General features: G+C 53.9%; 14 protein-coding genes. All 14 read right to left on the bottom strand.

All coding sequences use genetic code 11. The features are described from left to right. Positions 1-42: 42 nt before the first annotated feature. Complete coding sequence (gene recN / locus M3G15_RS08550) at positions 43-1,782, bottom strand: DNA repair protein RecN (RefSeq protein ID WP_260070620.1); 1,740 nt, start codon at positions 1,780-1,782, stop codon at positions 43-45. A gap of 30 nt (positions 1,783-1,812) precedes the next feature. Beyond that, the gene (ahrC, locus tag M3G15_RS08545) at positions 1,813-2,262 is read right to left on the bottom strand and encodes a transcriptional regulator AhrC/ArgR (RefSeq protein WP_009225795.1); all 450 of its coding nucleotides are present in this window, start codon (positions 2,260-2,262) and stop codon (positions 1,813-1,815) included. A 59-nt stretch (positions 2,263-2,321) separates the two neighbouring features. Further along, complete coding sequence (locus M3G15_RS08540) at positions 2,322-2,801, bottom strand: hypothetical protein (protein WP_009225794.1); 480 nt, start codon at positions 2,799-2,801, stop codon at positions 2,322-2,324. Positions 2,802-2,957: 156 nt separating this feature from the next. Beyond that, positions 2,958-3,821 (bottom strand): TlyA family RNA methyltransferase, encoded by an 864-nt coding sequence (locus tag M3G15_RS08535; RefSeq protein WP_028538373.1) that lies wholly within the window; start codon positions 3,819-3,821, stop codon positions 2,958-2,960. 12 nt (positions 3,822-3,833) lie between these two features. Further along, positions 3,834-5,744, bottom strand: coding sequence for a 1-deoxy-D-xylulose-5-phosphate synthase (dxs, locus tag M3G15_RS08530; protein WP_397376600.1), 1,911 nt, complete (start codon positions 5,742-5,744; stop codon positions 3,834-3,836). Between the two features lie 176 nt (positions 5,745-5,920). Next, positions 5,921-6,796 (bottom strand): polyprenyl synthetase family protein, encoded by an 876-nt coding sequence (locus tag M3G15_RS08525; protein WP_036645822.1) that lies wholly within the window; start codon positions 6,794-6,796, stop codon positions 5,921-5,923. Between the two features lie 47 nt (positions 6,797-6,843). Next, complete coding sequence (xseB, locus tag M3G15_RS08520; protein WP_009225790.1) at positions 6,844-7,125, bottom strand: exodeoxyribonuclease VII small subunit; 282 nt, start codon at positions 7,123-7,125, stop codon at positions 6,844-6,846. Further along, positions 7,100-8,482 carry an exodeoxyribonuclease VII large subunit gene (gene xseA / locus M3G15_RS08515; RefSeq protein ID WP_260070657.1) on the bottom strand — a complete coding sequence of 461 codons (1,383 nt, stop codon included), beginning with the start codon at positions 8,480-8,482 and terminating at the stop codon, positions 7,100-7,102. The genes xseB and xseA overlap by 26 nt, the downstream gene beginning before the upstream one ends. 247 nt (positions 8,483-8,729) lie before the next feature. After that, positions 8,730-9,587 carry a bifunctional methylenetetrahydrofolate dehydrogenase/methenyltetrahydrofolate cyclohydrolase FolD gene (gene folD / locus M3G15_RS08510; RefSeq protein ID WP_009225787.1) on the bottom strand — a complete coding sequence of 286 codons (858 nt, stop codon included), beginning with the start codon at positions 9,585-9,587 and terminating at the stop codon, positions 8,730-8,732. 42 nt (positions 9,588-9,629) lie between these two features. Then, positions 9,630-10,079, bottom strand: coding sequence for a transcription antitermination factor NusB (gene nusB, locus M3G15_RS08505; RefSeq protein ID WP_260070619.1), 450 nt, complete (start codon positions 10,077-10,079; stop codon positions 9,630-9,632). Between the two features lie 269 nt (positions 10,080-10,348). Next, entirely contained in the window at positions 10,349-10,582 is a 234-nt protein-coding gene (locus tag M3G15_RS08500) for a DUF2273 domain-containing protein (RefSeq protein ID WP_009225785.1), read from the bottom strand. Positions 10,583-10,596: 14 nt separating this feature from the next. Beyond that, positions 10,597-11,136, bottom strand: coding sequence for an alkaline shock response membrane anchor protein AmaP (gene amaP / locus M3G15_RS08495; protein ID WP_009225784.1), 540 nt, complete (start codon positions 11,134-11,136; stop codon positions 10,597-10,599). Between the two features lie 105 nt (positions 11,137-11,241). After that, positions 11,242-11,649: an Asp23/Gls24 family envelope stress response protein gene (locus tag M3G15_RS08490; protein WP_009225783.1), complete on the bottom strand. Its 408-nt coding sequence runs from the start codon at positions 11,647-11,649 to the stop codon at positions 11,242-11,244. 112 nt (positions 11,650-11,761) lie between these two features. After that, positions 11,762-13,105: an acetyl-CoA carboxylase biotin carboxylase subunit gene (accC, locus tag M3G15_RS08485; protein WP_009225782.1), complete on the bottom strand. Its 1,344-nt coding sequence runs from the start codon at positions 13,103-13,105 to the stop codon at positions 11,762-11,764. Between the last annotated feature and the right edge of the window lie 7 nt (positions 13,106-13,112).

Raw genomic sequence — 13,112 nt, 5'->3', positions numbered from 1 at the left:
TACCTATAAGATACCCCGGGTCAGGTGTTTTATTACTGTCAATCATTGTGCCAGACTTAGTAAAACATCCTTTTGTGCCTGCGCCAGCTTCAGCATTTCTTGGGCATGATGCTGGGTCTTTTCCGTGATTTCTACCCCGCCGAGCATGCGGGCCAGTTCATTTACCCGTCCCGCTTCATCTAAGGAAGCAACGCGTGTCATGGTGCGGCCGTCTTCAACGACTTTCTCGATGAGGTACTGCCGATCCGCCATGCAAGCCACTTGCGGCAGATGAGTGATGGCGAAGACTTGGCACATCGCAGACAATCGCGACAACTTATCGGCAATCGACTGAGCCGCTCGTCCGCTGACGCCAGTATCAACTTCGTCGAAAATCAGTACAGGAACCTGTTCATGCCGGGCAAATATGCTCTTTAGTGCCAGCATCATGCGGGACAGCTCACCGCCGGATGCGATCTTGCTAAGCGGTCGGAGCGGTTCTCCGGGATTTGGCGAAATGAGGAATTCAGCATTGTCGATACCGTGTTTGCCGGGACGGATCTTCTTTCCTTCCCATTCCAATCCGTTGGCATCCTCCATGAGGCTTAACTTCACTTCCAGAGAGGTCCGACCCATTTGCAGGTCTTTAAGCTCCGCCTCGATCTGGGCCGCGAGTTCAATGGCCTTCTGCTGCCGTACTGCACTTAGCTCGAAAGCCTGCTTCATCAGCCGCTCGGTTAATTTCTCCCGTTGCACCTGCAGCTGCTCCAGGCGTTCATCCTTATTCTCCAAGGCATCCACTTCCTGGCGAATCTTCTCATAATACGCAAGGATCCCTTGAATGTCATCACCGTATTTACGGCGGAGCGTCGAGATCAGGTCCAGGCGTTCCTCGACTTCTTCCAGCCGTTCAGGATTAAACTCGATCCGTTCGCGATAGTTCCGCAGGCTAAAGGACGCATCCTCCAGTTGATAATAAGCGGATTGAAGCTGCTCCAGGAGTGGAGATATTCCTTTGCTGTCATATGCGGATACTTCACTTAGCTTCGAGACAGCCTTCGCAATCGCATCCAGTCCCTGAGGGCCATACAGCAAATCATAGGCTTTCGAAATGGACTCCATCATTTTCTCGCTATGGGATAGCTTGACCTTTTCCTCCGCGAGTAATTCATCTTCACCCGGTTTTAACTCGGCTGCAGAAATTTCACTCAGCTGAAAACGGTATAAATCAAGCATTTGCAGCGCCTGTTGGCTTGTATTGCGCAGCTCGTGATATTCCTTGTCGATCCGTACGAATTCGGCGTAGGTCGCTTGGTAAGCCGCCTTCACCGGATCAACCGCCTCTGCCCCGTAGGCGTCCAGCAACTCTAAATGGCGTTCCGGTCGAAGCAGGGTTTGGTGCTCATGTTGGCCATGCAGGTTAATCAGCTTCTCCCCAACCTCACGCAGCATGGATAAATTCACGAGCTGTCCGTTAATGCGGGCTGAGCTCTTGCCTTGGACACTGATTTCCCGGCGAATAATCAGAAGCTCTCCGGGATCTCCCGCGATGCCGAATCCTTCCAGGGTTGTCCAAACCGGATGTCCTGCTGGCAGATCGAAGGAAGCCTCCATCTCGGCTTTATCACAACCATAACGGATTAAATCGGCTGACCCCCTGCCGCCGGCAATCAAGCTCAGGGCATCAATGATGATTGATTTGCCCGCCCCGGTCTCCCCTGTCAGGACATGAAAGCCGGAACCAAACGATACATCGACCGCTTCAACCACTGCCAGATTACGAATGGATAAATGAACCAACATCCGGGCAATCCTCCCCTACTCCCAACTCAATTAAGATATGTATCCCATGATCTGATCAATCAGATACCGGCTATAGTCCTCGTTGCGGCAAATCAGTAAGATCGTGTCGTCACCGCAAATTGTGCCAAGCAGATCCGGCCATTCCATATTGTCCAGCAGCACGGCTACCGAATTCGCGGTCCCCGGAAGACACTTCATGACAACCAAATTGCCGGTATAGTCGATATGCACGAAACTGTCGACCAGCGCCCGTTGCAGCTTCTGCACCGGATTATAACGCTGAGCCGTCGGCATGGAGTACTTGTACCTGCCGTCGTCCGTAGGCACCTTAATCAGCATTAATTCCTTAATGTCGCGGGAGACCGTCGCTTGAGTGACTTGATACCCCGCCTCGCGTAATGCTTCTACCAGCTCATCCTGGGTTTCGATTTCCCTGGCCGAAATGATTTCCCTTATCTTGATATGTCTATGCCCCTTCATTCTGCCCTCCATTAGCCTTATATGGTCGTATTTAGTCGTATTTATCAGTATTTATCGGTTTAGGCGGATTCATCTTCTTCATTATCGTCCGTCGTTAGGGATATGACCTTCAGTTCCCGTTGCTCCGGATCTACGTATAACACGCCAGCGCATTCCGGATATAACAGCAGGAACGGCAACAGGTCCCGGCGCAAACCGCTACCCGTCCATTCCACCGGGCGGCGTTCCCGCGCAGTTCTAACAAGATAGAATTCCCCATTCTTGACTGCAATATAGTCAATAAAGAGACGGCTGTGCAGAAGTTCTCCGTCCACACGGAAGGTGAGCGGAACTTTCAGTTTATCGCTGACGACTTCGTACCCTGCTTCTTCCAGCATGTCCACCGCAGGGTGCTCTATAATCTCCTCATTCATCTCAAATCCGATGCCGGATCGTAAAGAAAACGGCTTGCGGACCCAGGAACGAAAACCGCGGTATAGCAAATACACGCCGATTCCCGCGATCACTACCATCAGAAGACCGTCCGAATAAGCTCCCACCGATATCACCTCATCCCTTATTTCGACGCTTCCGCGATTAGCTCCTGTCTAGAGAAGCACAAAATTTAGAAGGGAATGAGGACAACATCAAGGTTTTGATTCCATTATAGGGAACAAGCGTTCGATTTGCAAGATGCTGCAATGAAAAAAGACCCATCACTTGGATGGGCCTCCTGTAAAGGTGTTTGATGCTTCATGAACGACGCTGGCCGCCAGCTCGCGGATCCGTGTAAGCTGATCCACATCCTGCTCCTCTGCCGTACCAGCCGCAGCTTCTTCTTCCAATCTGAGATGAGCTAAAAATTCGATGTTCCCTTCCCCGCCGGTAATCGGAGAGAAGGTCAACCCGGCCACCTCATAGCCTTGCTCCACCGCAAAGCTCAGCACGGTCTCCAACACTTCCTGGTGTACTTTGGGATCGCGGACGACCCCCGATTTACCAACCTTTTCACGACCAGCCTCAAACTGCGGCTTAATGAGCGCAGCGATGTCCGCCGGCCGTTTCAACAATGCAAGAAGCGGCGGCAAAATGATTTTTAGCGAAATGAAGGAAACGTCGATACTGGCAAAATCCGGCGGAGGACCGTCCAAATCCTGCGGCGTCATATAACGGAAGTTGGTGCGTTCCTTGACGTTCACCCGCGGATCGTTGCGTAGCGACCAATCCAGCTGATTGTATCCGACGTCAATCGCGTATACATACTCAGCACCATGCTGTAAGGCGCAATCCGTAAATCCGCCGGTCGAAGATCCGATATCTAGCATCGTACGACCGGTCAGATCCAGGTTAAACTGCTTGATCGCTTTTTCCAGCTTAAGTCCGCCCCGGCTGACATAAGGATGGATCGCTCCCTTGACCGACAACACGGTATCCCGGGGAATCTTCGTCCCCGCCTTCTCGATCCGTTCCTGTCCGCCAAACACCAGTCCGGCCATGATCGCGGCTTTCGCCTTTTCTCTGCTGTCAAAATACCCCTGCTCGACGAGCAGGACGTCTACGCGTTCCTTGGAAACCGACATGCCAATCTCCCGTCAATAATTTACTTTCTTGCCTAGCGTTAAATGTGGTTCGCTCCGTAGTTTGTGTACCTCACGAACGACGTTCTCGGCGGTCAAGCCGACTTCTTCCAATTGCTCCTTGATGCTGCCGTGCTCGATAAACCGGTCGGGCACGCCCATCAATCGGATGTCCAGACCCGTGATTCCTTGCTCTGCATAGAACTCCAAGATCGCACTACCCAAGCTTCCCGCCTGCGAAGCTTCCTCCAGCACGATCATGGTCCCGCTGCTTTGCGCGAGTTGAACCAGCATCTCTCCGTCCAGCGGTTTTAAGAATCTGGCGTTCACCACCGCAGCGGACACGCCTTCCCGCTTCAGCCTTTCCGCCGCTTCTTCGGCAACCTGCACCATCGGGCCAACCGCAACGATCGTCAGGTTGTCGCCTTCCCGCAGCAGCTCCCACGTTCCGATCGGAATGGGCACCAGCTCTTTGTCCAGCGGAACCCCCGGTACGTTGATCCGCGGATAGCGGTAAGCAATCGGCCCGTCGTTATATTCCAGCGCCGTCTTCATCATGTGGCGCAATTCATTTTCATCCTTCGGCATCATTAATACGATATTTGGAATATGACGCATAAAAGCGATATCGTAAACCCCTTGGTGGGTCTCCCCGTCCGCTCCTACGAATCCAGCCCGGTCGATAGCGAACATCACGTTGGCGTTCTGGCGGCAAATATCATGCACGATCTGGTCGTAAGCCCGCTGCATGAACGTGGAATACACCGCATAGACCGGCTTCAAGCCTTCCATCGCCATGGCGGCGCACATCGTCGCGGCATGCTGCTCGGCGATACCGACGTCAATCATGCGTCCAGGAAAACGTTCGCCGAATTTCACCAATCCGGAACCGCCCGGCATCGCCGGAGTCACCGCCACAATCCGTTCGTCCTGTTCGGCCAGCTCGATCAAGGTCTGTCCGAACACCTCCGTGTACATCGGATTCCCAACAGCCTTCAGCACTTGGCCGGATTCGATTTTGTACGGCGTGATGCCATGCCATTTATGCGAATCCTGTTCTGCCGGGGTATAGCCTTTGCCCTTGGTGGTCAGAACGTGCACCAAAACTGGTCCGCTGACGTTATTGGCCTGCTTGAAGGCATCGATAAGGCCCAACAAGTCATGGCCGTCAACCGGTCCCAGGTATTTGAATCCGAGCTCTTCAAATAAGACGCCGGATACCATCAAATACTTCAGGCTGTCCTTCACCCGCTCCACGGTTTTGGCGACTTTGCCGCCAATGGCCGGGATTTTCTTCAGCAGCTGCTCCACTTCGTCTTTGGCCCGCAGGTAATTGCGGTCTGAGCGGATTTTGGTCAAGTAGTTATGCAAAGCTCCGACATTTGGCGCGATCGACATCTCATTGTCGTTCAAGACCACCATCAAATCTTTCTTCTCATGGCCGATATGGTTCAGCGCTTCAAACGCCATCCCGCCGGTTAACGCACCGTCCCCGATGATCGCAATCACGCGGTTCGATTCGCCCTTCATATCCCGGGCCAGCGCCATCCCCATAGCCGCTGAGAGGGAGGTGCTGCTGTGCCCTGCTTCCCACACGTCATGCACGCTCTCGCTCCGTTTGACGAACCCGCATAATCCATGATGTTTACGAAGCGTGTCGAACTGGTCCTTCCGCCCGGTTAGTATTTTATGTACATAGGCTTGGTGTCCTACGTCAAAGATGAGTTTATCCTGCGGACTGTTGTAGCAATAGTGCAGGGCGATCGTCAATTCCACCACGCCCAAATTCGAAGCCAAATGCCCGCCGGTAACCGACAGCTTCTCGATCAAGAACTGGCGGATTTCCTCAGCGAGCGGCGTCAATTGCTCCAGGGACAAGTTTTTCAGATCGGCAGGCTCATGTATTTGCGAAAGCAGCACAGCCATTCCCCGCTTTCCTAAATGTATGGTTCAAAAAGCCGGCATCTAAGTCCGGCCTTTTCTTGCACATGTTGATAATAGCCTTCATTATACCATATGTCATCATGATGTCGAAATCACTTGCGGCGGATAGGTAAGTCATTTTTCCCTGATTTCGACCAACGCCTTCGATGGGAAAGTGACTAGTGATCGCGGCGAAGCAGCAGATCGGCAATTTCCAGCAGCCGCTGCGGGTTCGGAATCGCTCCGTTTTGTAACGCCTGCTTCGCCTCACTCGTCAGCCGTTCGACTTCCGCCCGGGAAGCCTCGATGCCGATAAAGTAAGGATAAGTCACCTTCTGTTGGATGACATCGCTTTGCGTTTTTTTGCCGAGCTTGCTTTCATCCCCGATCAGATCCAGGATGTCGTCCTGAATTTGAAACGCATGCCCCAGCGCCCGTCCGTACCGCTCCAAAGCCTCAAGCTGCTCTGCATTTCCCGAAGCGATATGTCCGCCCGCTCTGACCGAAAATACGATCAGATCTCCGGTTTTGTGCTCATGAATGTAGCGCAGCTGGTCGAGATCGGTCACTCCCTGCTCGCCTTGCATGTCGGCCACCTGGCCGCCCACCATGCCGCCCGGCCCGGCAAACCGCGACAATTCCTCCACGATCGCTAAGGAAGCCTCGGCCGGCACCCCTTGCTTGCGGCTCGCTTGAACCACGCTGTAAAAAGCATGCGTCAACAGCCCATCCCCGGCCAAGATGGCCATCGCTTCTCCAAACACTTTATGATTCGTTGGTTTCCCGCGACGGAAGTCATCGTTGTCCAAGGCCGGGAGATCGTCATGGATCAGCGAGTACGTATGTACCATTTCCACGGCGCAGGCGACGGGCATTGCCGCATCCCGGCTGCCGCCGAGCGCCTCCGCCGCAGCCACGACGAGCAGCGGCCGAAGCCGTTTCCCACCCGCCATCAGCGAATAATCCATCGCCCGGCTTAGCGTTTCCGGCACCTGCCATGCCGCCGGAAGGCTGGAGGACAAGCGTGTGGACACGGCTTCAGCAATCTCCTTCATGTATGCCTCTATCGATAATTGCTGCTGCAACAAGATCACCGCTCTCCTCAGAAGTCCAAACTATCGCTTAACGGCGGCTGAAACGGCTGCTTCTCTACCGCCCCGTCTTCTTCAACAATCATTTCGATCTTACGTTCCACCTGTGCCAGCTTTTGACCGCAGATTTGCGAGAGCCGCATGCCCTGCTGAAACAGATCAATCGCTTTCTCCAACGGCACGTCTCCGCGTTCCAGCTGAGACACGATGTCCTCCAGCTGGTTCATCGCATCTTCGAAATTTAGTTCCGCTTGCTGCGCCTCTGCATTAAGCTTGGTTTCCTGTTCCTTCATCTTCCCCCGCTCCTTCCGGCCTCATGCCCCAAACTTGACAATCTAGTTCTCCGTCCGTCACCTTCACCGTTATCCGGTCGCCCAGTTCGACGTCCGATAACGACTTGATGATCCGTTCTCCTCGTTCATCGTAGACGAGGCTATAGCCCCGCGCCATGACTTTAAGCGGGCTTAGCGCATCCAGATGGCGAATGCCCGAGGCCAGCTGGCTGGACTTCTCCCGCAGGATGCCCTGCATCGCTTGCCGCAGCAGGCGATCCGCCTCCCGCCGCCGGCGTCCCGCGAACTGCAGCGCATCCCGTGGATGGAAGCGCAGCAGACGCTGGTGCAGGCGGTCTTGCGCCGCGCCGGCCAATTGCAGGCGCGTCTGCATGTGGCCCGTCAGCCGCGAGGACAGCCGGTCCAGCCGCTCCGCGTGCTGGAGCAGGCTGCGCCGCGGCTGCGTCAGCGCCGGCGAGCGATGCAGCCGGCGCAGCCGTTCGCGCGCCTGCTGCAGGCGGTGCTGCAAGCTCTGCTGCAGCACCTGTTCTCGCTGGCGCAAGAGCGCGCGCAGCTCGGCCGTGTGCGGCACGGCCAGCTCGGCGGCCGCTGTGGGCGTGGCAGCTCGCAGGTCGGCGACGAAATCGGCGATAGTGAAGTCCGTCTCATGGCCCACGGCCGAGATGACGGGAATCGCCGATTCATAGATCGCCCGCGCGACCTGCTCCTCGTTGAACGCCCACAGCTCCTCGAGCGAGCCGCCGCCGCGGCCGACGATGAGCACGTCGGCCTCGCCCATCGCGTTCAGCGTTCGGATCGCTTTCACGATCGACGGCGCTGCCCCCTTGCCCTGGACAAGCACGGGGTACAGGATCACTGCTGCCTGCGGATAACGCCGCCCCAGCGTCGTTAAGATGTCGCGGACCGCCGCTCCGGTTGGCGAGGTCACCACGCCGATCGTCTTCGGGAACCGCGGCAACGGCCGTTTGCGTCCCGGCGCGAACAAGCCCTCCGCTTCGAGCTTCTGCTTCAGCTGCTCAAAGGCCAGATACAGGCTGCCTACGCCGTCCGGCTGCATATGCGTCACGTAGAATTGATACTGGCCATCCCGCTCGTAGACGGAAACATTACCGCGTGCAATCACGCGCGTGCCTTCTTTAGGTCGGAACGGCAGCCGCTGGTTATACGATGCGAACATAATGCTTTTGATCCGGCTGTCCGCATCCTTCAGCGTGAAATACATATGCCCGCTGGAATGATGCGTGAAATTGGAAATTTCACCGCGAATCCAGACGTCGGTGAGCACCTGATCCGATTCCAGCTTCATCCGGATGTAGCGGTTTAATTCCTTGACCGTCAAAATCCGTTGCTGATCCAAAGGTGCCGCCTCCTTTCCGAGAATAAGGGCAATGTATACCCTTATTTGCTTCTCGTTGTCGCTGCTGATGAAGATAAGGGAACTTTTTTCCGTTATTTTATCGCTGTTGCCCCTATATGCGGGGTTTTCCACCTATCGCCCAGCAATAAGGCCAAAAAAGTCCTCTATTTTCCCAAAATGCCATCATCAGAGCGAAATAAGAACGTTTTGTTCCCTTATTTGAACCCAGTTATTCGACAACTTTAGCTTAAGCCAGCCCTTGCAGGCGTTTGGCTGCAATCAGCGTATTTTGCATCAGCATCGTAATCGTCATCGGGCCAACGCCGCCAGGTACGGGTGTGATCGGTCCGGAAATCTCTTTAACGTTCTCAAAATCCACGTCCCCGGCCAGCTTGCCGTTTACCAGTCGGTTCATCCCGACATCAATGACCACGGCGCCTGGCTTCACGTAAGAAGCATCCACAAAGTTCGCGCGCCCGATTGCAACCACAAGAATATCCGCGAGGCGAGTCAACTCTTTCATGTTCGCCGTACGCGAATGACACATCGTTACTGTGGCGTTCTCCCGTTGCAGGAGCAAGGAAACCGGCTTGCCGACGATGTTGCTGCGGCCAATGACAACCGCATGCTTCCCGGCGATCTCCACGCCTGTGCGTTTGATGAGTTCAATCACCCCCGCCGGCGTACACGGCAGCAAGCTGTCGTCGCCGATCATCAGATTCCCGACATTCATCGGATGGAATCCGTCAACGTCTTTCTCCGGCGAAATGGCATCGATGACCGCTTTCTCATCAATATGCTTGGGCAACGGCAGTTGCACCAGAATCCCATGGATATTCGCCTGATGGTTCAGCTTGTCCACCAAAGCGAGCAGGTCCTCTTGCGGCGTTTCCGCCGGGAGGCGATGAACCTCCGAATAGTAGCCCAGCTCATGGCAGGCTTTCTCCTTGTTCCGCACATATACCTGCGAAGCCGGATCTTCCCCGACGAGCACGACCGCCAGTCCCGGCGTAAAGCCTTGCTTCGCCAGCTGTTCTACCTCTGCGCGCAAATCCTTGCGGATATCCTCCGAAATTTGTTTACCGTTAATGATTGGTGCTGTCATGCTCGTCCGCTCCTCTTCCTTAAATTAAAATTGAAAATGGAATTATCGTTTGCTCTTCAGCTGATCGATGTCTTGAATCATCTTTCCAAGTACGCCGTTGACGAACTTGCCGGATTCCGGGGATCCAAAGTGCTTGGCCAGCTCGATCGCTTCATTTACAGCGACTTTCCCCGGCACGTCATCGCGGAAGATCATTTCATAGGTTGCCAGACGCAACACCTGCCGGTCCACCTTGGACAAGCGGCTGATTTGCCATCCCTTCAAATAATCCTCCAGCAAGCTATCGATCGCATCCTTCCGGCTCCAGGTGCCGTTGACCAGCTCCAGCGCGAAAGCCCGTGTCGCATCTACATCCGACAGCTCGACCTCACCTTCGTTCTCTTCCATCGCTTCCGTCAGCAGCATCGTTACCGCTTCGTTCGCGTCCACCTCGTTCATTTCCATCTGGTACATGCTCTGCACCGCAATCTCTCTCGCCAAACGCCGTTTCATCTGCTTCCTCCTAACCAATTTCTACGCTTTACTCTTCCATCATGGCTTACCTTTAAGTTGCTATGCTTCAAATCCTATCTTTCAGTTCTTACCCATAAGCATAGACCAAAACCGGCTCAAACATCACCGGACATTTAACAATTCACGACTCTCTTTAACACAAAAAAAGACCCGTAATAGGCTTACTCCACAAAAGGGGCAAGAACACGTTCCTAGCTCTTTTCCGGAGTAAGCATATCACAGGAAGCGGTAATGAGGAATTCAAAATCTCATTTAAAGGGACGCCAACGCGTGGACAGCCATTCCCAAATCGTGCCCCAAGGTAAGAGCGGGCCTCCCTCCAAGTCCTTCTGCTTACCAATCGTATACCCGATAAATAGCAGCAAGGCGCAGAACAACATATTCCAGAATCCGAAAAACAGATAGATCGGGCATAAAAACACGGCCGCCGCTATCCCGAGCAGGCGTCCTTTGTGACTCTCCCACAATTGTTTCCAGAACACCCCGCTGCTCACCCCTATTCAACCCGGCCTTTGAGAACCGGGGAATGGACCAGATTGGCAATGTACACCGATACGTAGGAAACAGGAATCCCGGTAATTTCCTCGACGCGGTCATGGACTTGTTTCTGAACTTCTTCCGTCAACGCAGGGATCGACGTCTCCCCGTCCACAAGCGCACGCACAACGATTTCAAGTCCGGATTCCGTAATCCGAATCCGCGTCTTCACTTCCTTGATGCCACGCACGCGGGAAGCGGCTTTGTAAGCCAAGTTCTCGATGGTGTCCACCGAGATCTGGATATCGCCGTATTCATTGCGTTGGTCAATCGAGGTCGCCGAGCTGCGGTCTCTGCTGACGGATATGTAAAACACACGAATGCTGATCAAGAGCAGCAGGATTGCCGCTACCCAAGTGCCGATATAGATCGGTTGCTGCTCCAGGACCTTCAATTCCAGAGGAACGGCGTCCGTGAGCACGAGAATAACGAATACGGATAGGATGGCAATGCTTAAGCTGTAAATAAACATCAAAATTCGATCTAAAATTTTGGCCACGACAGGTATTGCCTCCTTAAAAAGAGGGTTGCTTCAGCTTGTCTCAGCTGAAAATTACAGTAAACCCCTGACCAAGGAAGCGGTCAAGGGGTTCATGACAAATCGTTATTTCACGCGATGGGTCGCTTCCACTTCTTCCACACGTTCGGCTGCTTTGAAAATGACGTCGTGAATATGTACGTTCACTTCAACGACATTCAGTCCCGTCATGTTTTCGATGGAGCGTTTCACATTACGCTGGATTTCCGAGGCGACTTCCGGGAGACGGTTGCCGTATTCGACGATAACGGATACGTCCACCGCAGCTTCACGTTGACCGACTTCCACCTTCACACCCTTGGAAAGGTTCTTTCTTCCCAATAGTTCGGCGATCCCGCCGGCAAATCCACCGCTCATTCCGGCAACCCCCTTCACCTCGACGGTAGCCAGTCCAGCAATCACTTCGATGACTTCGGGGGCAATTTGAATTTCACCAATATCCGTACGTTCGAATTCCGTTGGCAATGTGCTCATTCTATTCATCCACCTCTCAATAAGTATGACGCTGCTCTAACGATAGATACCGCGCACTTATTATACATACTATATCATTTTGGGTTCATTATGACAAACGCGAGGCGGCTTTCTATATCTCGTTTTCTTCCAAAAATTTGATATCAAAGTCACCTTTAATAAAGGTCGGATGCTCCAGCAGCTTCTGATGGAAAGGAATCGTGGTATGAATTCCTTCGATGACGAATTCGGACAATGCCCGTTTCATCTTCGCGATCGCTTCCTCCCGTGTCGGTCCCCAAACGATCAGTTTCGCGATCATCGAATCGTAATGGGGCGAGATCATGTACCCTGGATAAGCTCCGCTGTCGACGCGAACACCCGGTCCGCCCGGAGGCAGATAGAAACCGATTTTCCCCGGAGACGGCATAAAGTTGCGGGTAGGATCCTCCGCATTAATCCGGCATTCGATCGACCAACCGTTCAGCTTAATGTCCTCTTGGGTGAAGGATAGCGGATTACCTTCGGCCACAGAGATCATCTCTTGAATCAAATCAACGCCGGTGACCATCTCGGTAACCGGATGCTCAACCTGAATCCGCGTGTTCATTTCCATGAAATAAAACTGTCCGTCCGGACCCAGTAGGAACTCCAGCGTTCCCGCACCGGAGTAGTTCACCGCCAGCGCGGCCCGAACCGCCGCTTCTCCCATCTCTTGCCGCTTCTCTGGCGAGAGCACCGGGCATGGCGCTTCCTCGAGCAGCTTCTGCCGACGGCGCTGAACTGAGCAATCGCGTTCACCCAAGTATACAGCGTTACCGTGTTTGTCGGCGATGATTTGGATCTCCACATGCTTCATGCCGGTCAAGTATTTTTCGAGATAGACACCGGCGTTCCCAAACGCTTTTTGCGCTTCTTGCTGCGCCGTTGTAATTTGCTTAATCAGCGATTCCTCGTCCTCGGCAATCCGAATCCCTTTGCCTCCGCCGCCGGCGGTCGCTTTGATGATGACCGGATAACCGATGTCCCGAGCAACCATCACGGCTTCTTCGAGGTCCTCAATCAATCCGTCCGAGCCCGGAATGACGGGCACGTTGGCCTCTTTCATCGTTTGCTTCGCCATCGCCTTGTCCCCCATGCGGGTAATCGCTTCCGGGGAAGGGCCGATAAACGTAATATTGCAGGAGCCGCAGATTTCCGCGAAGTCGGCATTTTCGGCCAGGAACCCATACCCTGGATGAATCGCGTCGCACTCCGTCAACGTCGCTACACTCATCAAATTGGTCAGATTCAAATAGCTGTCCTTGGACGGCGTAGGTCCGATGCAATAAGCTTCGTCGGCCAAACGGACGTGCAGCGAATCCTTGTCCGCTTCGGAATAGACCGCTACGGTAGAAATCCCGAGTTCACGGCAAGCACGAATGATCCGCACAGCAATCTCGCCGCGGTTAGCAATCAATATTTTATGAAATTTCATGAGATAC

Source organism: Paenibacillus sp. p3-SID1389, assembly GCF_025151705.1.
Lineage (GTDB): Bacteria > Bacillota > Bacilli > Paenibacillales > Paenibacillaceae > Fontibacillus > Fontibacillus phoenicis.
This window is presented reverse-complemented; position numbering and strand designations above follow the sequence as displayed.